The sequence below is a fragment of the Streptomyces flavalbus genome (genome assembly GCF_042674625.1).
Lineage (GTDB): Bacteria > Actinomycetota > Actinomycetes > Streptomycetales > Streptomycetaceae > Streptomyces > Streptomyces flavalbus.
On record NZ_JBHTEB010000001.1, the window covers coordinates 1013000 to 1037579 of the forward strand.

The 24580-nt window shown below is 72.5% G+C and carries 25 protein-coding genes and 1 pseudogene; 18 read left to right on the forward strand and 8 right to left on the reverse strand.

Annotated elements, in window-relative coordinates; all coding sequences use genetic code 11:
- Positions 1-33: 33 nt before the first annotated feature.
- The 7 genes from ACFQZ6_RS04320 to ACFQZ6_RS04350 all read left to right on the forward strand — a co-directional run bounded on the left by ACFQZ6_RS04320 (position 34) and on the right by ACFQZ6_RS04350 (position 6702).
- Positions 34-1572 carry an ATP-dependent DNA ligase gene (locus tag ACFQZ6_RS04320; protein ID WP_381605014.1) on the forward strand — a complete coding sequence of 513 codons (1539 nt, stop codon included), beginning with the start codon at positions 34-36 and terminating at the stop codon, positions 1570-1572.
- Positions 1569-2027 (forward strand): NUDIX domain-containing protein, encoded by a 459-nt coding sequence (locus ACFQZ6_RS04325; protein WP_381605015.1) that lies wholly within the window; start codon positions 1569-1571, stop codon positions 2025-2027. The genes ACFQZ6_RS04320 and ACFQZ6_RS04325 overlap by 4 nt, the downstream gene beginning before the upstream one ends.
- A gap of 107 nt (positions 2028-2134) precedes the next feature.
- Positions 2135-3520 (forward strand): NADP-dependent succinic semialdehyde dehydrogenase, encoded by a 1386-nt coding sequence (locus tag ACFQZ6_RS04330; protein WP_381605016.1) that lies wholly within the window; start codon positions 2135-2137, stop codon positions 3518-3520.
- 25 nt (positions 3521-3545) lie between these two features.
- Positions 3546-3773 (forward strand): DUF6213 family protein, encoded by a 228-nt coding sequence (locus ACFQZ6_RS04335; RefSeq protein ID WP_381605017.1) that lies wholly within the window; start codon positions 3546-3548, stop codon positions 3771-3773.
- A gap of 83 nt (positions 3774-3856) precedes the next feature.
- On the forward strand, positions 3857-4951 hold the full coding sequence (locus tag ACFQZ6_RS04340) for a type III polyketide synthase (RefSeq protein WP_381605018.1): 1095 nt from the start codon (positions 3857-3859) through the stop codon (positions 4949-4951).
- A 1-nt stretch (position 4952) separates the two neighbouring features.
- Positions 4953-6173, forward strand: a complete 1221-nt coding sequence (locus ACFQZ6_RS04345) for a cytochrome P450 (RefSeq protein WP_381605019.1) — start codon at positions 4953-4955, stop codon at positions 6171-6173.
- Positions 6174-6180: 7 nt separating this feature from the next.
- Positions 6181-6702, forward strand: coding sequence for a cupin domain-containing protein (locus ACFQZ6_RS04350; protein ID WP_381605020.1), 522 nt, complete (start codon positions 6181-6183; stop codon positions 6700-6702).
- 52 nt (positions 6703-6754) lie between these two features.
- Here ACFQZ6_RS04350 and ACFQZ6_RS04355 read toward each other — a convergent pair whose 3' ends face one another.
- Positions 6755-7981, reverse strand: coding sequence for an acyl-CoA dehydrogenase family protein (locus tag ACFQZ6_RS04355; RefSeq protein ID WP_381605021.1), 1227 nt, complete (start codon positions 7979-7981; stop codon positions 6755-6757).
- 167 nt (positions 7982-8148) lie between these two features.
- Between ACFQZ6_RS04355 and ACFQZ6_RS04360 the strand changes: the two genes are divergently transcribed.
- Positions 8149-8793, forward strand: coding sequence for a TetR family transcriptional regulator (locus ACFQZ6_RS04360; RefSeq protein ID WP_381605022.1), 645 nt, complete (start codon positions 8149-8151; stop codon positions 8791-8793).
- An 80-nt stretch (positions 8794-8873) separates the two neighbouring features.
- Here the strand turns inward: ACFQZ6_RS04360 and def are convergent, their stop codons facing one another.
- On the reverse strand, positions 8874-9428 hold the full coding sequence (def, locus tag ACFQZ6_RS04365) for a peptide deformylase (protein WP_381605023.1): 555 nt from the start codon (positions 9426-9428) through the stop codon (positions 8874-8876).
- Positions 9429-9584: 156 nt separating this feature from the next.
- Here def and ACFQZ6_RS04370 point away from each other — a divergent pair, with 156 nt between their 5' ends.
- The 5 genes from ACFQZ6_RS04370 (at position 9585) to ACFQZ6_RS04390 (ending at position 14172) form a co-directional block, all read left to right on the forward strand.
- Complete coding sequence (locus ACFQZ6_RS04370; RefSeq protein WP_381605024.1) at positions 9585-10823, forward strand: MurT ligase domain-containing protein; 1239 nt, start codon at positions 9585-9587, stop codon at positions 10821-10823.
- Positions 10824-10845: 22 nt separating this feature from the next.
- Positions 10846-11577: a type 1 glutamine amidotransferase gene (locus tag ACFQZ6_RS04375; RefSeq protein ID WP_381605025.1), complete on the forward strand. Its 732-nt coding sequence runs from the start codon at positions 10846-10848 to the stop codon at positions 11575-11577.
- Positions 11578-11749: 172 nt separating this feature from the next.
- Complete coding sequence (locus ACFQZ6_RS04380) at positions 11750-12775, forward strand: 6-phosphofructokinase (protein WP_381605026.1); 1026 nt, start codon at positions 11750-11752, stop codon at positions 12773-12775.
- Positions 12776-12981: 206 nt separating this feature from the next.
- Complete coding sequence (locus ACFQZ6_RS04385; RefSeq protein WP_381605027.1) at positions 12982-13932, forward strand: cytochrome c oxidase assembly protein; 951 nt, start codon at positions 12982-12984, stop codon at positions 13930-13932.
- 69 nt (positions 13933-14001) lie between these two features.
- Entirely contained in the window at positions 14002-14172 is a 171-nt protein-coding gene (locus ACFQZ6_RS04390; protein ID WP_381605028.1) for a hypothetical protein, read from the forward strand.
- 9 nt (positions 14173-14181) lie between these two features.
- Here ACFQZ6_RS04390 and ACFQZ6_RS04395 read toward each other — a convergent pair whose 3' ends face one another.
- The 4 genes and pseudogenes from ACFQZ6_RS04395 to ACFQZ6_RS04410 all read right to left on the reverse strand — a co-directional run bounded on the left by ACFQZ6_RS04395 (position 14182) and on the right by ACFQZ6_RS04410 (position 18356).
- Positions 14182-15369 (reverse strand): sensor histidine kinase, encoded by a 1188-nt coding sequence (locus tag ACFQZ6_RS04395; RefSeq protein WP_381605029.1) that lies wholly within the window; start codon positions 15367-15369, stop codon positions 14182-14184.
- Positions 15366-17078 (reverse strand): sodium/solute symporter, encoded by a 1713-nt coding sequence (locus tag ACFQZ6_RS04400; RefSeq protein WP_381605030.1) that lies wholly within the window; start codon positions 17076-17078, stop codon positions 15366-15368. The genes ACFQZ6_RS04395 and ACFQZ6_RS04400 overlap by 4 nt, the downstream gene beginning before the upstream one ends.
- 150 nt (positions 17079-17228) lie before the next feature.
- Positions 17229-17582 (reverse strand): annotated as a pseudogene (locus ACFQZ6_RS04405) (hypothetical protein); the annotation flags it as partial.
- Between the two features lie 15 nt (positions 17583-17597).
- Positions 17598-18356, reverse strand: a complete 759-nt coding sequence (locus ACFQZ6_RS04410; protein ID WP_381605031.1) for a LytR/AlgR family response regulator transcription factor — start codon at positions 18354-18356, stop codon at positions 17598-17600.
- Positions 18357-18434: 78 nt separating this feature from the next.
- On the opposite strand from ACFQZ6_RS04410, the gene ACFQZ6_RS04415 reads away from it, so the two are divergent.
- The 5 genes from ACFQZ6_RS04415 to ACFQZ6_RS04435 all read left to right on the forward strand — a co-directional run bounded on the left by ACFQZ6_RS04415 (position 18435) and on the right by ACFQZ6_RS04435 (position 23124).
- The gene (locus ACFQZ6_RS04415) at positions 18435-18941 is read left to right on the forward strand and encodes an Lrp/AsnC family transcriptional regulator (RefSeq protein WP_381605032.1); all 507 of its coding nucleotides are present in this window, start codon (positions 18435-18437) and stop codon (positions 18939-18941) included.
- Between the two features lie 131 nt (positions 18942-19072).
- A complete protein-coding gene (gene ddaH, locus ACFQZ6_RS04420) occupies positions 19073-19885 on the forward strand; it encodes a dimethylargininase (RefSeq protein WP_381605033.1) in 813 nt (270 codons plus the stop codon).
- Complete coding sequence (gene rocD / locus ACFQZ6_RS04425) at positions 19882-21102, forward strand: ornithine--oxo-acid transaminase (RefSeq protein WP_381605034.1); 1221 nt, start codon at positions 19882-19884, stop codon at positions 21100-21102. Before ddaH ends, rocD begins: the two co-directional genes overlap by 4 nt.
- Positions 21103-21253: 151 nt before the next feature.
- Positions 21254-21982, forward strand: a complete 729-nt coding sequence (locus ACFQZ6_RS04430; protein WP_381605035.1) for a lysophospholipid acyltransferase family protein — start codon at positions 21254-21256, stop codon at positions 21980-21982.
- Positions 21983-22104: 122 nt separating this feature from the next.
- Positions 22105-23124, forward strand: coding sequence for an NAD-dependent epimerase/dehydratase family protein (locus tag ACFQZ6_RS04435; RefSeq protein ID WP_381618074.1), 1020 nt, complete (start codon positions 22105-22107; stop codon positions 23122-23124).
- Here ACFQZ6_RS04435 and ACFQZ6_RS04440 read toward each other — a convergent pair.
- Positions 23088-23891 (reverse strand): urease accessory protein UreD, encoded by an 804-nt coding sequence (locus ACFQZ6_RS04440; protein WP_381605036.1) that lies wholly within the window; start codon positions 23889-23891, stop codon positions 23088-23090. The genes ACFQZ6_RS04435 and ACFQZ6_RS04440 overlap by 37 nt on opposite strands.
- Positions 23879-24556 (reverse strand): urease accessory protein UreG, encoded by a 678-nt coding sequence (ureG, locus tag ACFQZ6_RS04445; RefSeq protein WP_381605037.1) that lies wholly within the window; start codon positions 24554-24556, stop codon positions 23879-23881. The genes ACFQZ6_RS04440 and ureG overlap by 13 nt, the downstream gene beginning before the upstream one ends.
- Positions 24557-24580 lie beyond the last annotated feature (24 nt).

Below are 24580 nucleotides of genomic sequence, written 5' to 3' on the forward strand. Positions count from 1 at the left end.
GTAGAAGGCGCCCCTTGGGTGCACCCTGGCTCCATGCTGCTCACCCGGCTCGCCCACGTGTCGCGGGAGGTCGCCGCCACCTCCGCGCGGTCCCGGAAGACCGCCCTGCTCGCCGAGTTGTTCCGGGACGCGGAGGCGGCCGACGTGCCGGTGGTCATCCCGTACCTGGCGGGACGGCTGCCGCAGGGACGGCTCGGCATCGGCTGGAAGGTGCTGGGCCGCGCCGTTCCGCCCGCCGCCGAACCGAGCCTCACCGTGCGCGAGGTGGACGAGCGGCTCACCGCAATCGGCGCCGTCTCCGGCACCGGCTCCCAGGCCGAGCGGACCCGGCTCACCGGCGAGCTGATGGGCCTGGCCACCGCGGAGGAGCAGCGGTTCCTGGTCGGTCTGATCACCGGCGAGGTGCGGCAGGGCGCCCTGGACGCGGTGGCCGTGGAGGGCCTGGCCCAGGCGACCGGCGCGGCACCGGCCGACGTGCGCCGGGCGGTGATGCTGGCGGGCTCGCTCCAGACGGTGGCCGAGGCGCTGCTCGCGGACGGCCCGGCGGCGCTGGAGCGGTTCCGGCTCACGGTCGGCCGCCCGGTGCTGCCGATGCTGGCGCACAGCGCGTCCTCGGTGGCGGAGGCGGTCGGCAAGCTGGCGGGCTGCGCGGTCGAGGAGAAGCTCGACGGCATCCGCGTCCAGGTGCACCGCGACGGCGACACCGTACGGCTGTACACCCGCACCCTCGACGACATCACCGACCGCCTCCCCGAGGTGACGTCGGCCGCGCTGGAGCTGCGCGGCGAGCGGTTCATCCTGGACGGCGAGGTCATCGCCTTCGACGCCGACGGCAGGCCCCGCTCGTTCCAGGAGACCGCCGGGCGCGTCGGCTCCCGCGTCGACGTGGCCACCGCCGCCCGCGCGGTCCCCGTCTCCCCCGTCTTCTTCGACGCCCTGTCCGTCGACGGCCACGACCTGCTGGACCTGCCGCTGACCGAACGGCACGCGGAGCTGGCCCAACTGGTCCCGGAGCCGATGCGGGTGCGGCGGACGGTGGTGTCGGGCGCGGCGGACCTGCCCGCCGCGGAGGAGTTCCTCGCCGAGACGCTCGCCCGCGGCCACGAGGGCGTCGTCGTCAAAGCCCTCGACGCGCCCTACAGCGCGGGCCGCCGGGGCGCGTCCTGGCTGAAGGTCAAGCCCGTGCACACCCTCGACCTGGTCGTGCTGGCCGCCGAGTGGGGCCACGGCCGCCGCACCGGCAGGCTCTCCAACCTGCACCTGGGCGCCCGCGCGGCGGACGGCTCCCTGGTGATGCTCGGCAAGACGTTCAAGGGAATGACCGACGAACTGCTCGCCTGGCAGACCGAACGCCTCCAGGAGCTGGCCGTCGACACCGACGGCCACGTGGTGACCGTACGCCCCGAACTCGTCGTCGAGATCGCCTACGACGGTCTCCAGCGCTCCACCCGCTACCCGGCCGGGGTCACCCTGCGCTTCGCCCGTGTCGTGCGCTACCGCGAGGACAAGCGCCCGGAGGACGCCGACACGGTGGAGACGCTGCTCGCCGCCCACCCGGAGGTGGCGCGGTGAGGCGCAGCGCGGGCCTGCTGCTGTTCCGGCGCGCCGGGGACGGCCTTGAGGTGCTGCTCGGGCACATGGGCGGCCCGTTCTTCGCGCGCCGCGACGCCGGGGCGTGGACGGTCCCGAAGGGCGAGTACGAGCCGGACGAGCCCGCCTGGGACGCGGCCCGCAGGGAGTTCACCGAGGAGCTGGGCGTGGCGCCGCCCGACGGGGAGGCCCTGCCGCTGGGCGAGGTCCGGCAGTCCGGCGGCAAGCTGGTCACGGTGTGGGCGGTGGAGGGCGACCTCGATCCGACGTCGGTCGTGCCGGGCACATTCACGATGGAGTGGCCGCCGCGGTCGGGGCGCGTCCAGGAGTTTCCCGAGCTGGACCGGGTGCGCTGGTTCCCGCTCGCCGAGGCCAGGGACGTGATCGTCACGGCGCAGGGCGCGTTTCTCGACCGGCTGGCGGAGCACTCGGGCTAGGACGCCGCTCCTTCCTCCACGGAGATCCATCAGAAGGGCCCTAGGCGTTGCGGGGCCCGGCGTCGCACGCGAAGGTCGAAGCACAGTCGCCCCCAGGAGGTCCAGCCATGCCCATCGCGACGGTGAACCCGGCGAACGGCGAGACAGTCAAGACGTACCAGGCCATGGGCGAGGAGGAGGTCGAGCGCAGGCTCCAGCTCGCCGAGGCCACGTTCCGCACCTACCGGACGACCACCTTCGACGAGCGGGCCAGGCTGCTGCGCCATGCCGCCGACCTCCTCGACGAGGACCAGGACGACATCGCCCGGGTCATCACCACCGAGATGGGCAAGCCCGTCAAGCAGGCCCGCGCGGAGGCCGCCAAGTGCGCCAAGGCGATGCGCTGGTACGCCGACCACGCCGCCGACCTGCTCGCCGACGAGGAGCCCGCCGAGGCCGACGTGCGCGACTCCGGCGCCAGCCGGGCCGTGGTGCGCTACCGGCCGCTCGGCCCGGTGCTCGCGGTGATGCCGTGGAACTTCCCGCTCTGGCAGGTGATCCGGTTCGCCGCGCCCGCGCTGATGGCCGGCAACGTCGGCCTGCTCAAGCACGCCTCCAACGTCCCGCAGACCGCGCTGTACCTGGAGGACCTGTTCCACCGGGCGGGCTTCACCGAGGGCACCTTCCAGACCCTGCTGATCGGCTCCGGCGAGGTCGACGAGATCCTGCGCGACGAGCGCGTGAAGGCCGCCACGCTGACCGGCAGCGAGCCCGCGGGCCGCGCGGTCGCCGCCACCGCCGGGGAGATGATCAAGAAGACGGTGCTGGAGCTGGGCGGCAGCGACCCGTTCGTGGTGATGCCGTCCGCCGACGTCGAGCGGGCCGCCGAGGTCGCGGTGACGGCGCGCTGCCAGAACGCGGGGCAGTCGTGCATCGCCGCCAAGCGGTTCATCGTCCACACCGACGTCTACGACGCCTTCGCGGAACGCTTCACCGCGGGCATGGAGGCGCTCGTGCTGGGCGACCCGATGGACGAGGACACCGAGATCGGGCCGCTGTCCAGCGAGCGCGGCCGGGCCGATCTGGAGGAGCTGGTGGACGACGCCGTACGCGGCGGCGCGAGCGTGCTGTGCGGCGGGCGGCGCCCGGACCGGCCCGGCTGGTACTACCCGCCGACCGTGCTGGCCGGGATCGACCGGGAGATGCGCATCCACCGCGAGGAGGCGTTCGGGCCGGTCGCCACCCTGTACCGCGCGGGGGACCTCGACGAGGCCGTGCTCATCGCCAACGACACGTCCTTCGGGCTCAGTTCCAACGTGTGGACCCGGGACGGGGCCGAGGTCGACCGGTTCGTACGGGACCTGGAGGCCGGGAGCGTGTACGTCAACGGGATGACCGCCTCCCATCCGGCGTTCCCGTTCGGCGGGGTGAAGCGGTCGGGGTACGGGCGTGAGCTGTCCGGGCACGGAATCCGGGAGTTCTGCAACATCACCACCGTATGGCACGGGGCGTGAGCCTTCCGCGACTACGATCGACCGCGTGAACCGCGAAGTGACTCTCCCTCTGATCGTCGACGACCGCGGTACCTTGCAGGTGGCCGCGGCCGACGTGAGCAAACTGCTCCGCACGGTGGGCGGACGGTGGCTGCACCTCGTCGAGGCCGGGGAGGAAGGGCTCGACGAGGACACGGTGGCCGCGCTGACGATCGAACTGGCGAAGCTGGCCGACCGGATCGACGTGGCGTGCATCGCGCACAGCAGCGGGTGAGGCGCCCTGGGGGTCCCTGAGACGGAGTAGTCCCGCGCGAGATCGCCGCCGCCGCGGGTGATCGTGGGTGGAGCACCTTCAAGGTGAACCACCTTCGGCGAAAGCAGGCACGGTTCATGGCGACTTTGTGCAGACCCTCGGTGTCCGTTCCAGAGCACGTGATCACGATGGAGGAGACGCTCGACCTGGCGCGCTCCCGCCACGCCGACCACCCCCAACTCCCGCTGGTCCTGCGGCTGATATCGAACACCGGGGTGCGCACCCGGCACATCGTGCAGCCCATCGAGGAGACCCTGAAGCACCCCGGCTTCGAGGACCGCAACAAGCTCTACGAGGCCGAGGCCAAGGCCCGCGTGCCGGTGGTCGTGCAGCGGGCGCTCGACGACGCGGAGCTGCTCACCAGCGATGTCGACCTGATCATCTACGTGTCGTGCACGGGCTTCATGATGCCCTCGCTCACGGCCTGGCTGATCAACGAGATGGACTTCTCCACCACCACCCGCCAGCTCCCCATCGCCCAGCTCGGCTGCGCGGCCGGTGGTGCCGCGATCAACCGGGCACACGACTTCTGCACGGCCTACCCGGAGGCCAACGTGCTCATCGTGGCCTGCGAGTTCTGCTCGCTGTGCTACCAGCCCACCGACGTCGGCGTCGGCTCGCTGCTGTCCAACGGCCTGTTCGGCGACGGGGTCGCCGCCGCCGTGGTGCGCGGGCGGGGCGGCACCGGGGTGCGGCTTGAGCGCAACGGCTCGTACCTCATCCCGAAGACCGAGGACTGGATCTCGTACGACGTGCGCGCCACCGGCTTCCACTTCCTGCTGGACAAGCGGGTGCCGGGGACCATGGAGCCGCTCGCCCCGGCCCTCCAGGAACTCGCCGGGAACCACGGCTGGGACGCCTCCGACCTGGACTTCTACATCATCCACGCGGGCGGGCCCCGCATACTCGACGACCTCAGCAAGTTCCTCCAGGTCGACCCGCACGCCTTCCGCTTCAGCCGGGCCACCCTCACCGAGTACGGGAACATCGCCAGCGCCGTCGTCCTGGACGCGCTGCGGCGGCTGTTCGACGAGGGCGGCGCCGAGCAACGGGCGCGCGGACTGCTCGCCGGGTTCGGGCCCGGCATCACCGCCGAGATGTCCCTCGGCCGCTGGCAGAACACCGACGAGAAGACCTGACATGACCGAGACCGAAGAAACGATTCTCCGCTTCGCGCCGCCGATCCGTCAGTGGCCCGCCCTCGACCTGTCCGGCACGGACTTCGACCCGGTCCTGCGCGAGCTGATGGACGAGGGCCCGCTCACCCGCATCCAACTGCCCAACGGGGAGGGCTGGGCGTGGCTGGTCACCCGCTACGACGACGTGCGGATGGTGACCAACGACCCGCGCTTCAGCCGCGAGCAGGTCATGGACCGGCAGGTCACCCGGCTCGCCCCGCACTTCATCCCCAGCCGGGGCGCGGTCGGCTTCCTCGACCCGCCCGACCACACCCGGCTGCGCCGCTCGGTGGCGTCCGCCTTCACCGCCCGGGGCGTGGAGCGCATCCGGGACCGGTCGCGCGAGCTGCTCGGTGAACTCGTCGACGAACTCCTCCAGGACGGCCCGCCCGCCGACCTCACCGCGGCCGTGCTGAGCCCCTTCCCCATCGCCGTGATCTGCGAGCTGATGGGCGTCCCCGCCGCCGACCGGCACGACATGCACACCTGGACCCAGCTCATCCTGTCCTCCTCCAACGGGGCGCAGGTCAGCGAGCAGGCCAAGGAGGAGATGGGCGCCTACTTCGCGGACCTCATCGGGCTGCGCGAGGGCGGCGCGGGCGAGGACGTCGCCTCGCTGCTCGGCGCCGCCGTGGGCCGCGAGGAGGTCACGCTCCAGGAGGCCGTGGGGCTCGCGGTGCTCCTCCAGATCGGCGGCGAGGCGGTCACCAACAACAGCGGGCAGATGTTCTACCTGCTGCTCACCCGCCCGGAACTCGCCGACCGGCTGCGCGCCGACCCGCAGGTCCGGCCCCGGGCCGTCGACGAACTGCTGCGCTACATCCCGCACCGCAACGCCGTCGGGCTGTCCCGGATCGCCCGGGAGGACGTGGAGATCCGCGGCCACCTGATCCGCGCGGGCGACGCCGTCTACGTCTCCTACCTGGCCGCCAACCGCGACCCGGACGTCTTCCCCGACCCGGAGGCCATCGACCTCGACCGCGCGCCCAACCCACATGTCGCGTTCGGCTTCGGACCGCACTACTGCCCCGGCGGGATGCTCGCCCGGATGGAGTCGGAGCTGCTGGTCGAGGCGCTGCTCGACGGCATCCCGACCCTGCGCCTGGCCGTGGACCCGGACGAGGTGCCCTTCAAGAAGGGCGCGCTGATCCGCGGGCCCGAGGCCCTGCCCGTCACCTGGTGAGCGCGCGGTGACGGCGACGGAGGGGCTGCTCGTGCCGCCCGGTCACGGGCGGGTGGTGGAGACGCCCGCCCAGCACGTCACCTTCAAGGTGACCGGCTCCCACTCGCGGATGGCGTCCACCTTCGAGGTGCTGGTGCCACCCGGCTTCGACGTGGGCGCCCATGTGCACACCCGCAGCGAGGAGCTGTTCTACGTGCTGGAGGGCGAACTCGACGTGCTCGCCTTCGAGCCGCGGGTGCGCACCCCCGACAACTGGCAGCGCTGGGAGTCCCGCTCGGGCAGCCGCGTGGTGCGGGCCACGCCGGGCACGGTCATCGTCGTACCGCCGGGGTGCCCGCACGCGTTCGCGAACCCCACGGACACCCCGGCGAAGATGTTCTTCCAGTCCTCACCGCCACCGGACCACGAGCGCTACTTCGAGGAGCTGCTGGAGATCCTCTCCGACGGCGGACCACCGGACCACGCCGCGATCGAGGAGCTGCGCGCCAAGTACGACATCCAGCAACTGACGCCACTCAGGCACCGCTGACCGGCCCGCCGCGGCGGGCGCGCGCGGGAGCCGGTGCGCCCGTTCCGCGCGGTCAGCGGATCGGCAGGCCGGACAGGGTGCGGGCGATGACCAGGCGCTGGATCTCGCTCGTGCCCTCGAAGATCGTGTAGATCGCGGCGTCGCGGTGCATCCGCTCCACCGGGTACTCCCGGGTGTAGCCGTTGCCGCCGAGGATCTGGATGGCCTGCGCGGTGACCTTCTTGGCGGTCTCGCTGGCGAACAGCTTCGACATCGAGCCCTCGGCCGCGGTGAACCGCTTGCCGTTGATCGCCATCCAGGAGGCCCGCCAGACCAGCAGCCGGGCCGCGTCGATCTGGGTGCGCATGTCGGCGAGCTGGAAGGCCACGCCCTGGTTGTCGATGATCGGGCGGCCGAACTGCTCACGCGTGCTGGCGTAGTCGAGGGCGACCTCGTACGCGGCGCGGGCGGTGCCGACCGCCATGGCGCCGACCGCGGGACGGGACGCCTCGAACGTGGCCATCGCCGCGTTCTTCACGCGCTCGCCGTTCTGCTTCGCCTTCTCGCGGGCGCGGGCGAGCCGCTCGTCCAGCTTCTCCTTGCCGCCGAGCAGACAGGAACCGGGCACCCGCACGTTGTCGAGGACGACCTCGGCGGTGTGCGAGGCGCGGATGCCGTGCTTCTTGAACTTCTGCCCCTGGGACAGACCGGGCGTGTTCGGCGGCACGATGAAGGAGGCGTGGCCCTTGGAGCCCAGCTCGGGGTCGACGACCGCGACGACGACGTGCACGTTGGCGATGCCGCCGTTGGTCGCCCAGGTCTTGGTGCCGTTGAGCACCCACTCGTCCTTGGCCTCGTCGTACACCGCCCGAGTCCGCATGGAGGCGACGTCGGAGCCCGCGTCGGGCTCGGAGGAGCAGAAGGCCGCCACCTTGACGTCGCTGGCGTCGCCGTACATCTGGGGGATCCAGGTGCCGATCTGCTCCTCGGTGCCGTTGGCGAGGACGCCGACGGCGGCAAGGCCGGTGCCGACGATGGACAGGGCGATGCCCGCGTCCCCCCAGAACAGCTCCTCCATCGCCATCGGGATGCCGAGCCCTGTGGGGTCGAAGTACTGCTGCGCGTAGAAGTCGAGGGAGTAGATGCCGACCTTCGCGGCCTCCTGGATGACCGGCCAGGGAGTCTCTTCACGCTCGTCCCATTCGGCGGCCGCGGGCCGGATGACATCGGCGGCGAAGCCGTGCAGCCAGCTCTGGACCTCCTTCTGTTCGTCGTTCAGCTCCATGGTGAACTCGGCCATGTCCCCTCCAGCGGCGCACATGTGTTACTAGCGGTAACAGCAGTCTGTTACCCGCGGGTAGGAAAAGTCAACTCACGACCACCCCTCGGCAGCCCGTTCGATCGGCGGGGTGGCGCGGGTGTTAGTTTGCGCAGGCGTCACCGAACCAGCACGGGTGGGGAGAACCAATGGACACCACACAGCGGGCCGAGCAGCAGCGGTCCGCGGACCGCCGCCGACGCGAGCTGCTGGAGGCCGCCGACCGGGTCGTCCTGCGCGACGGCCCGCAGGCGTCCATGAACGCGATCGCCGCGGAGGCGGGCATCACCAAGCCGATCCTCTACCGGCACTTCGGTGACAAGGGCGGACTCTACGCCGCCCTCGCCAAACGGCACACGGACGCGCTGCTCGCCTCGCTGCGGGCCGCGCTGGACGCCCCGGCGGAGCGCAGGGAGCGGGTGGAGTCCACCCTCGACACCTATCTCGCGGCCATCGAGTCGAGCCCCCAGGTGTACCGGTTCCTGATGCATCCGGCCGAGGGTGGCCAGACGGCGGACCAGGGCTTCGACGTCGGCAGGCACAGCGCCCCGCTGCTGCGGCGGATGGGCGAGGAGCTGGCCCAGGTCATCGAGGAGCGGGTCGACCTCGGTCCGGACAGCCAGCGGCTGGCGCGGGTGTGGGGGCACGGGATCGTCGGCATGATGCACGCGGCCGGGGACTGGTGGCTGGGGGAACGGCCGTGTTCGCGGGCGGAGTTGGTGCGGAGTCTGGCCGACCTGTTGTGGGGGCGGCTGGCTGCGGCCGGGGATCGCGTGGGGGGTCCCGGGTTCTGACCGTCGTCCTTCGAGTGCGGGTTGTGGAGGGCTGGTCGCGCCCACGCGGCGGAGCCGCATAGTGATACAGCCCCGCGCCCCTAGGTACCTCGCCCCTCCCTGCGCCAGGAAGCTCGGCCCACCTGTCTCATCAGTCTGCGGTGCCGCCAACCCGTCAGCCGGTCCGCGTAGACGACACCGTCCAGGTGGTCGCACTCGTGCTGGAGGCACCGCGCGAAGAAGCCCGTGCCGTGGACCGTGACCGGCTCCCCCGTCACCGTGACGCCCTCGACCACCGCGTGGTCGTAGCGCTCCGTGCCCGCCTCCAGGCCCGGCAGGGACAGGCAGCCCTCCGGGCCGCGCAGGCGCAGGCCGTCGGCCTCGACCAGGCGCGGGTTGACCACGTGGCCGAGGTGGCGGACGTCCTCGTCGTCGGGGCAGTCGTAGACGAAGACCCGCAGGCCCACGCCGACCTGGTTGGCCGCGAGGCCCACGCCCCGCGCCGCGTACATCGTGGCGAACAAGTCCTCCACGAGCCCGGCGAGTTCCGGGCCGAAGGCGGTGACCTCGGCGCAGGGGGTGGTGAGGGCCGGGTCGCCCAGCAGGGTCAGGGGGCGCACGCTTCCGCGGGAGCCGGGGATGGAGCTTGGTCGCATGGCGGCAAGGGTACGGTTCACGACGTCGCGTCCGCCGCGCTGCCGGATCGTGACGGTGCCGCAATTCGGGAGTGCGAATGGATCTCGATAGGCTGACCACCACCACGTTGCCGTCAGGCAGAGGCGCGGCGCGTACGCAAGGAGGATCGAGGACTGATGGCAGGCAACTCGGACCCGCTCACGCCGCGGGCCAAGATCGCCGTTACCGCGGGCAAGGCGGTCGCGGCGGCATCCCGGGCCGCGGGGCGCGGCAGCGGTTCGGTGATCGGCGGCCGGGTGGCCCTCAAACTCGACCCCGACCTGCTCGCGCGGCTCGCGCAGAACCTGGACGTGGTCCTCGTCTCGGCGACCAACGGCAAGACCACGACCACCCGGCTGATCGCCGAGGCGCTGCGCGCCGCGGGGCCGGTGGTCTCCAACGCGCTCGGCGCCAACATGCCCGCCGGGATCACCTCGGCGCTCGCGGGCGGCTCGGACGCGCGGTACGGCGTGATCGAGGTCGACGAGAAGTACCTCGCCGGGGTCGCCCGGGACACCGACCCGAAGTGCATCGCCCTGCTGAACCTCTCCCGCGACCAGTTGGACCGCGCCGCCGAGACCCGGATGCTCGCCGAGAACTGGCGTGAGGGCCTGGCCGGGGCCAAGGCCGTCGTCGTCGCCAACTGCGACGACCCGCTGGTGGTGTGGGCGGCGTCCTCGTCACCGAACGTGATCTGGGTCGCCGCGGGCCAGATGTGGAAGGACGACGCCTGGTCCTGCCCGTCCTGCGGCGGTGTGATGCAGCGGCCCGGCGACGACTGGTTCTGCGGCGAGTGCGGCTTCCGCCGACCGACGCCGACGTGGGCGCTCTCCGGTGACCACGTGCTCGACCCGCACGGCTCCGCCTGGCCGATCCACCTCCAGTTGCCGGGCCGCGCCAACAAGGCCAACGCCGCCTCCTCGGCCGCCGTCGCCGCCGTGTTCGGCGTGCCGCCGCAGGTCGCGCTGGAGCGGATGTACCAGGTGCAGGCGGTCGCCGGGCGGTACGACGTCGTGCAGTTCATGCAGCGCGACCTCCGGCTGCTGCTGGCGAAGAACCCCGCGGGCTGGCTGGAGACGTTCTCCCTGATCGACCCGCCGCCCACCCCGGTGATCCTGTCGGTGAACGCGCGCGGCGCCGACGGCACCGACACGTCCTGGCTGTGGGACGTCGACTACACGCGGCTCACCGGCCACCCGATCTGCGTCATCGGCGACCGGAAGCTGGACCTCGCGGTGCGCCTTGAGGTGGCGAACCAGCAGTTCCAGGTCTGCGAGAACCTCGACCAGGCGGTGCAGATGAGCCCACCGGGCCGGATCGAGGTCATCGCCAACTACACCGCCTTCCAGGACCTGCGCCGCCGCGTCGGCAACTGACCCACGACTTCAGGGAATCTTCGTGAGCGACAACCAACTGCGGGTCGTCTGGATCTACCCCGACCTGCTCAGCACCTACGGCGACCAGGGCAACGTCCTCGTCGTGGAGCGCCGGGCGCGGCAGCGCGGCCTCGACGTGGCCCGGATCGACGTGCGCAGCGACCAGCCGATCCCGACCTCCGGTGACATCTACCTCATCGGCGGCGGCGAGGACCGCCCGCAGCGGCTGGCGGCCGAGCGGCTGCGCCGGGACGGCGGGCTGCACCGGGCCGTGGGCAACGGCGCCATCGTCTTCTCGGTGTGCGCGGGCTACCAGATCCTCGGCCACGAGTTCGTCAACGACCTCGGCCAGCGCGAGCCCGGCCTCGGCCTGCTCGACGTGGTCTCGGTGCGCGGCGAGGGCGCCCGCTGCGTCGGTGACGTGCTCGGCGACATCGACCCGCGGCTCGGCCTGCCGCCGCTGACCGGCTTCGAGAACCACCAGGGCGTCACCCACCTCGGCCCCACCGCCCGCCCCTTCGCGCAGGTCCGGTTCGGCAACGGCAACGGCACGGGCGACGGCACCGAGGGCGCGTTCAACGACACCGTCTTCGGCACCTACATGCACGGTCCCGTGCTGGCCCGCAACCCGCAGATCGCGGACCTGCTGCTGAAGCTGGCGCTGGACGTCAACGCGCTCCCGCCGACCGACGACCGCTGGTACGAGGCGCTGCGGGGCGAGCGCATCGCGGCGGCCCAGCAGCAGTCGGCCTAGCAGGCGCGGAGCGGCCCGGGAGCCCGTCTGACGGGGCATCCGCACAGGTGAGCGCGGTCGTCCAGCAGGCGGACGCACGGTGCGTCCCTGCCCCCGGCTGGCGCTAGGGTGGCGGGGATCGAGCCGGACAGCGCGGTCCGGCCCCGGCCCACGTCACGAAGGTTCTCGGGCTATGCGCATTGGTGTCCTCACGTCCGGCGGCGACTGCCCCGGCCTGAACGCCGTCATCCGGTCCGTGGTGCACCGCGCCGTCGTCGACCACGGCGACGAGGTCATCGGTTTCCGGGACGGCTGGCGGGGCCTGCTGGAGTGCGACTACCTCAAGCTCGACCTGGACGCCGTGAGCGGCATCCTCGCCCGCGGCGGCACCATCCTCGGCTCCTCCCGGGTCCGGCCCGAGCAGCTCCGGGACGGGGTCGCGCGGGCCAAGGGGTACGTCGAGGAACTCGGTCTCGACGCCGTCATCCCGATCGGCGGCGAGGGCACGCTGAAGGCGGCCCGGCTGCTGTCCGACGGGGGGCTGCCGATCGTCGGCGTGCCGAAGACCATCGACAACGACATCGCCGTCACCGACGTCACCTTCGGCTTCGACACCGCGGTGGGCGTCGCCACGGAGGCGCTGGACCGGCTGAAGACCACCGCCGAGTCGCACCAGCGGGTGCTGATCGTGGAGGTCATGGGCCGCCACACCGGCTGGATCGCCCTGCACTCCGGCCTCGCGGCCGGGGCGCACGCGGTGGTCGTGCCCGAGCGGCCCTTCGACATCGAGGAGCTGACCGCCAAGGTCGCGGAGCGGTTCGCGGCGGGCAAGCGGTTCGCGATCGTCGTCGCCGCGGAGGGGGCCAAGCCGAGGCCCGGCACCATGGCCTTCGACGAGGGCGCCAAGGACGTCTACGGCCATGAGCGGTTCGCCGGGATCGCCCGGCAGCTCTCGGTCGAGCTGGAGCGGCGGCTCGGCAAGGAGGCGCGGCCGGTGATCCTCGGGCACGTGCAGCGGGGCGGCACGCCGACCGCGTACGACCGGGTGCTGGCCACGCGGTTCGGGTGGCACGCGGTGGAGGCGGCGCACCGGGGGGAGTTCGGGAAGATGACGGCCCTGCGGGGGACGGAGATCGTGATGGTGCCGCTGGCCGAGGCGGTGTCGACGCTGAAGACGGTGCCTGATGCGCGGTACGCGGAAGCGGAGTGTGTGCTTTAGGTTTCGTCGCCGGGTGCGGGTTGGGTTGTGGCTGGTCGCGCCCACGCGGCGGAGCCGCACATCGACACAGCCCCGCGCCCCTGAGGGCGTTGCCCAGCCCCCGCCTGGAGAACAACACCGCCCCCGGTCACCGTTGTGGCCGGGGGCGGTTCTAGTCTTGGGGCGGACCAAAAGGCATAACCCCCACGAATCAGGAGCCAGGTGGCATGGATCACAGCGGGCATGGGATGGGCGTCGATCTCGCGCCGTTCACGCTGGGGCGGGGGCTGCAGTGGTCGGCGGATCCGTTCTTCCTCGTCGCGTGTCTGCTGGGGCTGGCGCTGTACGGGTGGGGGGTCGTACGGCTGGTCAGGCGCGGGGACAAGTGGCCGCTGGGGCGGACGGTCGCGTTCGTGACCGGGGTGCTGACCATCGCCCTGGTGATGTGCACCAAGCTCAACGACTACGGCATGGTCATGTTCAGCGTGCACATGGTGCAGCACATGGTCATCAGCATGTTGTCGCCGATCCTGATCCTGCTCGGCGCCCCGATCACCCTGGCGCTGCGCGCGCTGCCGCCCGCCGGGCGGGGCCGCACCGGGCCGCGTGAGCTGCTGCTCGGGCTGCTGCACAGCCGCTATCTGCGGGTCATCACGCACCCCGGGTTCACCATCCCGATGTTCATCGCCAGCCTGTACGCGCTGTACTTCACGCCGCTGTTCGACTTCCTGATGGAGTCCAGGCCGGGGCACATCGCGATGATGGTGCACTTCCTCGCCGTCGGCCTGGTGTTCTTCTGGCCGATCATGGGCGTCGACCCGGGGCCGCACCGGCCCGGCTACCTGATGCGGATGCTGGAGCTGTTCGCGGGGATGCCGTTCCACGCGTTCTTCGGGATCGCGCTGATGATGGCCTCGACGCCGATGGTGGACACGTACACCCACCCGCCCGCCTCGCTCGGCATCGACGCGCTCTCCGACCAGAACGCGGCCGGGGGGATCGCCTGGGCGTTCAGCGAGATCCCGTCGGTGCTGGTGCTGATCGCCCTGATGTTCCAGTGGTACGCCTCCGACCAGCGGCAGGCCAGGCGGCAGGACCGGGCCGCGGACCGGGACGGCGACAAGGAGCTGGAGGCGTACAACGCCTACCTGGCCTCCCTGAACGCGCGCGGGAACTGACCGCGGGCCGAAAAAACCGGGGAACCGGGGCACCATGGAGGGGGAACGGCCCAAGAGGAGGGTGTTGCGATGCCCGGTTCTCCGGACAGTTCGACGAAGACCATGGGGGCGCTGACCGTGGGCGGCCTCGTCGTGGTGACCGCGTACACGGTGGCGCTCGGCAGCAACGGCTGGCTGTGGTTCGGGTGGGTGGTGCTCGGTCTGATCACGCTCGGGATGGTGGCCACCCGCAGCGCCTGAGCGGCACGGTCAGTGGACGCCCGGCTGGTACTTCGGCAGCCGGGCGGTGACCTTCATGCCCGCCCCGACGGCGGTCTCGATGACGAGGCCGTGGTCGTCGCCGTAGACCTGGCGGAGCCGGTCGTCGACGTTGGACAGTCCGATCCCGCCGGACGGGCTCTCCTCCCCGGCGAGGATGCGGCGCAGCAGCTCCGGGTCCATCCCGGCGCCGTCGTCCTCGATGACGACCAGCGCCTCGGCGCCCGCGTCCTGCGCGGTGATGCTGATGCGGCAGGTGTCCGCCTTGCCCTCCAGGCCGTGCTTGACGGCGTTCTCGACGAGTGGCTGCAGGCAGAGGAACGGCAGGGTCACCGGCAGCACCTCGGGCGCGATCTGGAGGGTGACGGAGAGCCGGTCCCCGAAGCGGGCCCGTACCAGCGCCAGGTAGTGGTCGATGGCGTGCAGCTCGTCCGCGAGGGTGGTGAAGTCGCCGTGCCTGCGGAACGAGTAGCGGGTGAAGTCCGCGAACTCCAGGAGCAGTTCCCGGGCGCGTTCGGGGTCGGTGCGCACGAACGAGGCGATCACCGCGAGCGAGTTGAAGATGAAGTGCGGGGATATCTGGGCGCGCAGGGCCTTGATCTCGGCCTCGATGAGCCGGGTGCGGGAGCGGTCGAGGTCGGCGAGTTCGAGCTGTACGGAGACCCAGCGGGCGACCTCGCCCGCGGCGCGCACCAGTACGGCGGACTCCCGGGGCGCACAGGCGACGAGGGCGCCGTGTACCCGGTCGTCGACGGTGAGCGGGGCGACCACGGCCCAGCGGACCGGGCAGTCGGGGGTGTGGCAGCCGAGCCGGAACGCCTCGCCCCGGCCGCTCTCCAGCGGGCCCGCGAGCTTCTCCATGATCTCGGCCCGGTGGTGGGAGCCCACCCCGTCCCAGGCCAGCACCCGCCGCTCGTCGGCGAGGCACAGGGCGTCCGTGCCGAGCAGGGAGCGCAGTCGGCGGGCCGACTTGCGGGCCGTCTCCTCGGTGAGCCCGGCGCGCAGCGGGGGCGCGGCGAGGGAGGCGGTGTGCAGGGTCTGGAAGGTGGCGTGCTCGACGGGCGTGCCGAGCCCGCCGTAGCTCTTGGGCCGGGGCGCGGTGTGCCGCCCCAGCCAGAACCCGGCGGCCAGCAGCGGCAGCAGGGCGACGCAGAGCCCGGCGACGAATCCGGCCGTCATGGCTTCACCTCCGCGCGCAGTTCCTCCGGCAGGTGGAAGCGGGCCAGGGTCGCCGCCGTGCTGGCGGGGACGCGGGCCGGGGTCGCCAGGGAGACCAGGATCATGGTGAGGAAGCCCAGCGGCACCGACCACAGGGCGGGCCAGGCGAGCAGGGTGTGCAGGGAGGACGTGCCGGGGAAGCCCGCCATGGTGGCGGCGACGGCGAGGAACGCGGAGCCGCCGCCGACGAGCATCCCGGCGGCGGCGCCGGGCGGGGTGAGGCGGCGCCACCAGATGCCGAGCACCAGCAGCGGGCAGAACGACGACGCCGACACCGCGAAGGCGAGGCCCACCGCGTCGGCCACCGGCAGCCCGCCGACCAGCAGGCTCGCGCCGAGCGGCGCGGCCATGGCGAGGACCGTGCCGAGCCGGAAGTGCCGTACCCCGCGCGAGGGCAGGACGTCCTGGGCGAGCACCCCGGCGACGGCCATGGTCAGCCCCGACGCGGTGGACAGGAACGCGGCGAAGGCGCCCCCGGCGACCAGCGCGCCGAGGAGGTCGCCGCCGAGGCCGTCGATCACCCGTTCCGGCAGCAGCAGCACGGCGGCGTCGGCGTGCCCGGTGAGGACCAGTTCGGGGGCGTAGAGGCGGCCGAGGGCGCCGTACACGGGCGGCAGCAGGTAGAAGGCGCCGATCAGGGCGAGCACGGCGACGGTGGTGCGGCGGGCGGCGACGCCGTGCGGGCTGGTGTAGAAGCGCACGACGACGTGCGGCAGGCCCATGGTGCCGAGGAAGGTGGCGAGGATCAGCCCGTACGTCGCGTACAGCGGGCGTTCGGCGCGGCCCTCGGCGAGGGAGGTGGACATGCCGCCGTTGCTGCCGCGGTCGGCCTCGGGGACGGGGTCGCCGTGGTCGAAGGTGAGGTGGGTGCCGCGGTCGACGCGGTGGGTTCCGGCGGGCAGCCGCAGCAGGGCGGCGTCGTGCGGGCGGCCGTCGATCCTGCCGGTGACGGTGACGGTCAGGGGGCGCTCCAGTTTCAGGTCGAGGGTCTCGTCGACGCGGACGACGCGCTGCTCCCGGAAGGTGGCGGGTTCGTCGAAGGCGTGCCGCGGCGCGCCGTCGGCCTGCCAGGCGAGGACCAGGAAGAGGGCGGGCACGAACAGGGCGGTGAGTTTGAGCCAGTACTGGAAGGCCTGCACGAAGGTGATGCTGCGCATCCCGCCCGCGGCGACCGTCGCGGTGACGACCACGGCGACGATGACGCCGCCGAGCGAGTCGGGGGCGCCGGTGAGCACGGTGAGGGTGAGTCCGGCGCCCTGGAGCTGGGGCAGCAGGTACAGCCAGCCGACGCCGATCACGAAGGCGCTGGCGAGCCGCCGTACCGACTGGGAGGCGAGCCGGGCCTCGGCGAAGTCGGGCAGCGTGTAGGCGCCCGAGCGGCGCAGCGGGGCGGCGACGAACAGCAGCAGGACGAGGTACCCGGCGGTGTAGCCGACCGGGTACCAGAGCATGTCGGGCCCCTGGACGAGGACCAGGCCCGCGATGCCGAGGAAGGAGGCGGCGGAGAGGTACTCGCCGCTGATGGCGGCGGCGTTGAGGCGGGGGCCGACGGTGCGGGAGGCGACGTAGAAGTCGGAGGTGGTGCGGGAGATGCGCAGGCCGAAGGCGCCGACGAAGACGGTGGCGACGACGACGAGGGCGACGGCGGGGACGGCGTAGTTGTCGTTCACGGCGCTTCAGCGATCCTGGCCCTCGGGGTGGTCGTGACTGGCGGTGATCTCAGCGTTCTCGGTGTTCTCGGTGTTCTCGGCGTTGTCGGCGCTTTCGGCGTTCTCGGCGTTCTCGGTGTTCTCGGTGTTCTCGGCGTTCTCGGCGTTCTCGTCCTCCACTAGGCGGACGAAGTCCCGTTCGTTGCGTTCGGCGCGCCGCACGTGCCAGCGGGCGAGCAGCACCATCGGCAGGTACAGGCCGAAGCCGAGGACCAGCCACTTCAGGCGGCGGCCGTCCGGGGTGGAGACGAACAGCAGCGGGAGCGGGCCGACCAGCAGCACGAGGACCGCGCAGACGGCGAGCGCGGCGCGGAGCTGGGTGCGCATCAGGGAGCGGACGTAGGTGTGGCCGAGGGTGGTCTGCTCGTCGATCTCGGTGCGCGGCCGGTAGTAGCCGGGGGCGCTGCGGGCGCGCCGCGGCGGGCCGGTGACGACGACGCGCCGTTCGGTGGGCTCCTGGGGCATGGGGTGGCGTCGTCCTCAGTCCGTGGTCCGGCGCATCAGCAGGTCCCGCAGCTCGCGGGCGTGACGGCGGCTGACCTGGAGTTCCTCCTCGCCGACGCGGACGCTGACGGTGCCCGCGTCCAGCCGTAGCTCACCGATGTGGCGCAGGGCGACGAGGTGGCGGCGGTGGATGCGGACGAAGCCGCGGGAGCGCCAGCGGTCCTCCAGGGTGGACAGCGGGATGCGGACGAGGTGGCTGCCCCTGTCGGTGTGCAGGCGCGCGTAGTCGCCCTGCGCCTCCACGTGCGTGATGTCGTCGACGGCGACGAACCGGGTCACGCCGCCCAGCTCGACGGGTATGTGGTCCGGGTCGGGTTCGTGCACGGGGATGGCGGGGGTGGTGCTGCCGCGCAGTTCCACGACGCGGCGTACGGCCTCGGCGAGCCGCTCCTTGCGGACGGGTTTGAGGATGTAGTCGGCGGCCTTGAGGTCGAACGCCTGCACGGCGAAGTCCTCGTGGGCGGTGACGAACACGACCAGCGGCGGCCTGGCGAACCCGGTGAGCAGCCGGGCCAGGTCGAGGCCGTCGAGGCCGGGCATGTTGATGTCGAGGAAGACCACGTCGATGGCCTCGGGCCCGTGCGGCCCGGACTGCAGGGCGCGGTTGATGCGGCGCAGCGCCTCGGTCGCGTCACCGGCACCCTCCGCGCTGCCGATCCGGGGGTCGGCGTGCAGCAGGTACAGCAGTTCCTCGAGCGAGGGGCGTTCGTCGTCGACAGCCAGGGCGCGCAGCATGAAGGTGGAGTGTAGGAGGAATCCGTACGCCTGCACACGTGTCGGACGACGACCTTTGTGGCTGGATACAGTGCGCCCATGAACAGCAGGCCGATGCCCTTCGACGAGCTGGACCGGAAGATCCTCACCGCGCTGATGGCGAACGCCCGCACGAGCTTCGCCGAGATCGGCGCGGCGGTCGGGCTGTCGTCGACCGCGGTCAAGCGCAGGGTGGACCGGCTGCGCGACACCGGGGTGATCACCGGGTTCACCGCGACGGTGCGGCCGTCGGCGCTGGGCTGGCGCACCGAGGCGTACGTCGAGGTGTACTGCGAGGGCGCGGCGCCGCCGCGGCGGTTGGCCGAAGTCGTGCGCAACCACCCGGAGATCACCGCGGCGATGACGGTGACCGGCGGCGCGGACGCGCTGCTGCACGTGCGGGCGCGGGACGTGGAGCACTTCGAGGAGGTGCTGGAGCGCATCCGGACCGAGCCGTTCATCCGCAAGACGATCAGTGTGATGGTGCTGTCCCATCTGCTGCCGGACAGCCCGGAGGCGGGCGCCAACCAGGCGGCGCCGGAAGAGGACGCAGTGGACGTGCGCTGAGGTCGGCGAAGACGCAGCGTTCCTGCGCCAACGCGCATGATTCGTTCCTTGTCGGGCGTCGGCGCGGCTTCCTACCGTGGTGACCATCCTTCTCACCACCCCGACACCGCAGGAAGCGGAGGAACCCCTCTGTGTCCGAGTGCCGTGTGCCGCGCCGACGTCGATTCCTCGTCTGCGAACCCAGACACTTCGCCGTGCAGTACGCGATCAACCCCTGGATGCATCCCGATGTCCGGGTCGACCTCGATCTCGCCCAGCGGCAGTGGCACGCCCTCGTGCGTGTCTACCGCGACCACGGGCACACCGTGGACACCGTCGAGCCGGTCGCCGGGCTCCCCGACATGGTGTTCGCCGCCAACTCCGCCGTCGTCGTCGACGGCCGGGTCTTCGGCTCCCTCTTCCACGCCCCCGAGCGGCGCCCCGAGTCGCCGCCCTACGACACCTGGTTCAAGACGCAGGGCTTTGACGTCTACCGCCCGGAGAACGTCTGCGAGGGCGAGGGCGATCTGGTGCCCACCGGCCGGTACGTGCTCGCCGGGACCGGGTTCCGTACGACGCCCGAGGCGCACCGCGAGGTGCAGGAGTTCTTCGGCGTCCCGGTGATCAGCCTGACGCTGGTCGACCCGTACTTCTACCACCTGGACACGGCGCTGTTCGTGCTGGACGAGGAGAACATCGCCTACTACCCGGACGCCTTCTCGCCGGGCAGCCGCGAGGTGCTCGCCCGGCTCTACCCGGACGCGGTGCTCGCCACCCGTGAGGACGCGATGGCCTTCGGCCTGAACTCCGTCTGCGACGGCCGCCACGTCTTCATCGCCCCGGAGGCGACCGCGCTCGCCGCCCAGCTCGAAGCGCGCGGCTACGTCACCGTCCCCGTCGACCTGTCGGAGTTCCACAAGGCAGGCGGCGGCATCAAGTGCTGCACCCAGGAGATCCGCTCATGACCGCACCCGCGCGCACCCGTACCTCCGCCGAACTGATCGAGGCCGAGGGGCCCGTCCTCGCGCACAACTACCACCCCCTGCCCGTCGTGGTGGCCAGCGCCGACGGCGCCTGGGTCGAGGACGTCGAGGGCCGCCGCTACCTCGACATGCTCGCCGGGTACTCGGCCCTGAACTTCGGCCACCGGCACCCGGACCTGATCGCGGCGGCGCACCGCCAGCTCGACCGGCTCACCCTCACCTCCCGCGCCTTCCACAACGACCGGCTCGCGGGGTTCGCGGAGCGGCTCGCCGCGCTGACCGGGCAGGACATGGTGCTGCCGATGAACACCGGCGCCGAGGCGGTGGAGAGCGCGATCAAGGTGGCCCGCAAGTGGGCGTACGACGTGAAGGGCGTCCCCGCCGACCAGGCGACGATCGTGGTCGCCGCGGACAACTTCCACGGCCGGACGACGACCATCGTCAGCTTCTCCACCGACGAGACCGCCCGCACCGGCTTCGGCCCCTTCACCCCGGGCTTCAAGGTGGTCCCGTACAACGACCTGGCCGCGCTGGAGGCCGCCGTCGACGACACCACGGCGGCGGTGCTGATCGAGCCGGTCCAGGGCGAGGCCGGGGTGGTCATCCCCGACGACGGCTACCTCACCGGCGTGCGGGAGCTGACGCGGCGTGCGGGCTGCCTGTTCGTCGCGGACGAGATCCAGTCGGACCTGGGCCGCACGGGCCGTACCCTCGCCGTCGAGCACGAGGGCGTGCGGCCCGATGTCGTGCTGCTCGGCAAGGCGCTCGGCGGTGGCATCGTGCCGGTGTCGGCGGTGGTGGCGCGCCGGGAGGTGCTCGGCGTGCTGCGGCCCGGCGAGCACGGTTCGACGTTCGGCGGCAACCCGCTGGCCGCCGCGGTCGGCACGGCCGTCGTCGAGCTGCTGGAGACCGGCGAGTACCAGCGCCGGGCCGCCGAGCTGGGCGTGGTGCTGCGCGGCGGTCTCGCCTCCCTGGTCGGCAAGGGCGTCGTCGGCTTCCGCGCCCGGGGCCTGTGGGCGGGCGTCGACATCGACCCGGCGATCGGCACCGGCCGCGAGGTCAGCGAACGGCTGATGCGGGAGGGCGTCCTCGTCAAGGACACCCACGGCTCCACGATCCGCCTGGCGCCGCCGCTCTGCGTCACGGGCGGCGAGCTGGAGTCGGCGCTCGGCACCCTGGAGAAGGTCCTGGCGGGCTGACCGGCCGCCCGACGGCGTGACCCGGCGGCTCCCCAGGAGTCCGCCGGGTTACGGTGACCGCCGCCCGCGCCTACACTGTCGCCACCACACGCCGGTTGACCTGCCGTGACCCGGCGGGCCCAGCGGACCCGCGCAGTGAGGGGCGACCGCCTTGTTCTACTACCTGCTCAAGTACGTTCTGCTGGGACCGCTGCTGAGGGTGCTCTTCCGGCCCAGGATCGAGGGCCTTGAGCACATTCCGGCGACCGGCCCGGCCATCGTCGCGGGCAACCACCTCTCCTTCTCGGACCACTTCCTGATGCCCGCGGTCCTCAAGCGCCGCATCACCTTCCTCGCCAAGGCCGAGTACTTCACCGGCCCCGGCATCAAGGGCCGTCTGACCGCCGCGTTCTTCCACAGCGTCGGGCAGATCCCCGTCGACCGCTCCGGCAAGGAGGCGGGCCAGGCCGCGATCCGCGAGGGCCTCGGCGTGCTGGCCAAGGACGAGTTGCTCGGCATCTACCCCGAGGGCACCCGCTCCCACGACGGACGCCTCTACAAGGGCAAGGTCGGCGTCGCGGTGATGGCGCTCAGGGCGCAGGTCCCGGTGGTGCCCTGCGCCATGATCGGCACCTTCGAGGCGCAGCCGCCCGGCAAGGTCGTCCCCCGGCCGCGGCCCGTCGTCATCCGCTTCGGCGAGCCCCTCGACTTCTCCCGCTACGCCGGGATGGAGAACGAGAAGGCGGTCCTGCGGGCCGTCACCGACGAGATCATGTACGCCATCCTGAAGCTCTCCGGGCAGGAGTACGTCGACCGGTACGCGGCGGTCGTCAAGGCGGAGGACGAGGCGTCGCAGGAAGGCGCGCCGGGCCGCCGCCGCCCGCGCCTGCCCATGGGCTGACGCGCTGCGGTCGGCTCTGGTGTCAGCTCTGGTGTCAGCTCTCGTGTCAGCTCTGCTGTCAGCCGAAGCCCGCGCGGCGGGGCGCGGGGTTCGCCTACGGTCGCCCCATGACACGACGCGCTGTGGTGATCGGAGCGACAGGCCAGATCGGACGCCCCACCGTACGGGCCCTGGCCGAGGACGGCTGGCGGGTGACGGCCGCCTCCCTGGGCGGCGGCCGGGACGCCTCCTGGCCCGACGAGGTACGGGCGGTACGGCTCGACCGCGCGGACGACACGGCCCTGGCCGCGGAGATCGGTGACGGCTGCGACCTGCTGGTGGACATGGTGGCCTACGGCACGCCGCACGCCCGCCAGTTGACGTCCCTGGCCGACCGGATCGGCTCGGCGGTCGTGATCTCCAGCGTCTCCGTCTACGAGGACGACAAGGGCCGCGGCTTCGACACCCAGGCCGAGCCGGACGGCTTCCCCGAGTACCCGGTGCCGATCCCGGAGAGCCAGCGGACCGTCGCCCCCGGCGAGTCGACGTACAGCACCGGCAAGGCGGCCCTGGAGCGTGAACTCCTCGCCGCCGCCGACCGGTTGCCGGTCACGCTGCTGCGCGCGGGCGCGGTCCACGGCCCGCACTGCCGCACCCCGCGCGAGCTGTACTTCGTCAAGCGCAACCTGGACGGCCGCGAGCGCCGGGTCCTCGCGTACGGCGGCGCCAGCCGCTTCCACCCGGTCAGCGTGCGCAACCTCGCGGAGCTGGTCCGCTTGGCCGCCGCCCGCCCCGGCTCCCGCGCCCTCAACGCCTGTGACCCCGGGGCCCCCACGGTCCTGGAGATCGCCACGGCCATCGACGAGGTGATGGGCGCGGCCCCGGAGACGGTCCTGGTCGACGGCCCCGCACCGGCGCCGACGGTCGGCGACACACCGTGGTCGGTCCCGGTCCCGGTCGTCTGCGACATGACGTCGGCCGCCCGCGAACTGGGCTACCGCCCGGTGGTCTCGTACGCCGACACGCTCCCGGAGACCATCGACTCGATCACCCGCCGACTGGCCGACCACGGCGACTGGCGCGAGGCGTACCCGAAGATGTCCGCCGCGTACGGCGACCTGTTCGACTACGCGGCCGAGGACGCCTGGCTGGCGTCCCGCTGACCCAGTTCGCCCAGCGCCTCGTCCAGCAGCCGCCGCAGGCGCAGGGCGTCCGGGGCGACGGCGGTCACCAGGGCGGCGGGCCCGGCGAGCGGCAGGACGGCGGCGGTGTCGCCCAGCGTCCGGGCCGCCACCGGACGTTCGGCGAACTCCGGACGTACGACGACCAGTTGCCCCACGGCCCGATGGCCGCCGAGCCCCGCGGGGCCGTCCCAGCCGCCCGGCGCGCCGGGTCCGCAGGACAGTTCCTGGTCGAGCACGGTCCGCCCGGCCACCCGCACCGTGAGCCGACTGGTGAGCCGCCCCGGCTCCTCCCCCACGCGCCCGAGCACCTGCTCCTCGCGCAGCAGGAGCCGGGCGCCCGCCGCGAGGTCGGCGCGGGTGGTGACGTACAGCTCACTGCCCCGCGCGGAGATCAACTGCTCGGGCAGCCAGCGCAGTTCGCCCCCGTCGGCGACGGTGAGGCGTACGTCGTACCGGGCGGCCTCCCCCTTGGTCTGTCCCGGCAGCGCGAGGGTGGCGGCGGCCGAGCCGACCCGCAGCCGGGCGCCGGTGCCGACCTCGGCCGCCACCGCGAAGCGGTCCCCGCCGAGCGGTCCGCTCATCGCGCCGACGAGCACGACCCGGGCCTCGCCACCGCTCCCCCGGGTGCGCCGGGGCGCCAGCGGCCCGTCGCCCTCCAGCACCGGCAGCGCGGTGCCGCCCCGGCCGTCGGCGCGCGCCGCGATCCGCGCGGTGGCGGCGACGCCGGTCACGGTCACGCCGTCCACGCGGCGAGCCGAGCCCGCACCCAGGCGGCGACCTCGGTGACGCCGCCCTCGCTCCGCAGCGACTGGAAGACGACGGGCAGTGCGGCCCGCTGCGCCCTGGCGTCCGCCGCCATCCGCTCCAGGTCGGAACCGACGTACGGCGCGAGGTCGGTCTTGTTGACGACGAGCAGGTCGGCGGTGGTGACCCCGGGCCCGCCCTTGCGCGGGATGTCGTCCCCGCCCGCCACGTCGATCACGAAGACCTGGGCGTCGACGAGCCCCTTGGAGAAGGTCGCGGTGAGGTTGTCCCCACCGGACTCCACCAGGATCAGGTCCAGCGGCCCGACCTCGTCCTCCAGGTCCTCCACCGCCTCCAGGTTGGCGGAGATGTCGTCCCGGATCGCGGTGTGCGGACAGGCGCCCGTCTCCACGGCGGTGATCCGCTCGGGCGGCAGCACGGCCTCCCGCAGCAGGAACTCGGCGTCCTCCCGGGTGTAGATGTCGTTCGTCACGACCGCGAGGGACAACTCCTCGCGCAGCGCCCGACAGAGCGCGGCCACGGTGGCGGTCTTCCCGGACCCCACGGGCCCACCGAGCCCGATCCGCAGGGCCCGCCGGGACCCGTCCCCGCGCCGGGCGTCGGCGCTGACGGCGGCGGCTCCCTCGAAGTGGTGGTCACGATGCATCAAACGGCTCCTCTGCTCACGTAC